Annotated in this window: 1 pseudogene; it reads right to left on the reverse strand. The window is 72.1% G+C overall.

Annotation, left to right across the window (positions count from 1 at the left end):
• Positions 1 to 401: pseudogene (locus DEH69_RS28330) on the reverse strand (hypothetical protein); the annotation flags it as partial.

Here is a 401-nt window from a genome sequence, read left to right on the forward strand (position 1 = left end):
CGGCGGCGCATGCGGATGACCACGGAGCGGTCCATGATCGTGTCGGGCAGGTCGCCGATGCCGGCGAGGGCGGCCATGGCGAAGGTGGGGAATGCGACCGGGGTGTGCTCGGGGCCGGTGACGCGCAGGGTGGGCCGGTTGCGCTGGTGCCCGGCGTTGAGCAGGCCGCGCAGGTCCTCGTTGCGCTCGGCCGCCTTGGCGGTGCCGAAGAGGGTGTCGGCCTCGTCGACCAGGAACGTCGGCGGATCGTCGTCGGTGATCGAGCGGAAGATCGCGGCCGGGCTGGCGTTGACCGTGATCAGCGGAGAGTGCACCGTCTCGGTCACGACATCGAGCAGCCGGGACTTGCCGCAACGCTTGGCCGGACCGACCACGGCCAGACGCGGCGCGTGCTGCCACGC

The sequence above is a fragment of the Streptomyces sp. PT12 genome (assembly GCF_003311645.1).
Lineage (GTDB): Bacteria > Actinomycetota > Actinomycetes > Streptomycetales > Streptomycetaceae > Streptomyces.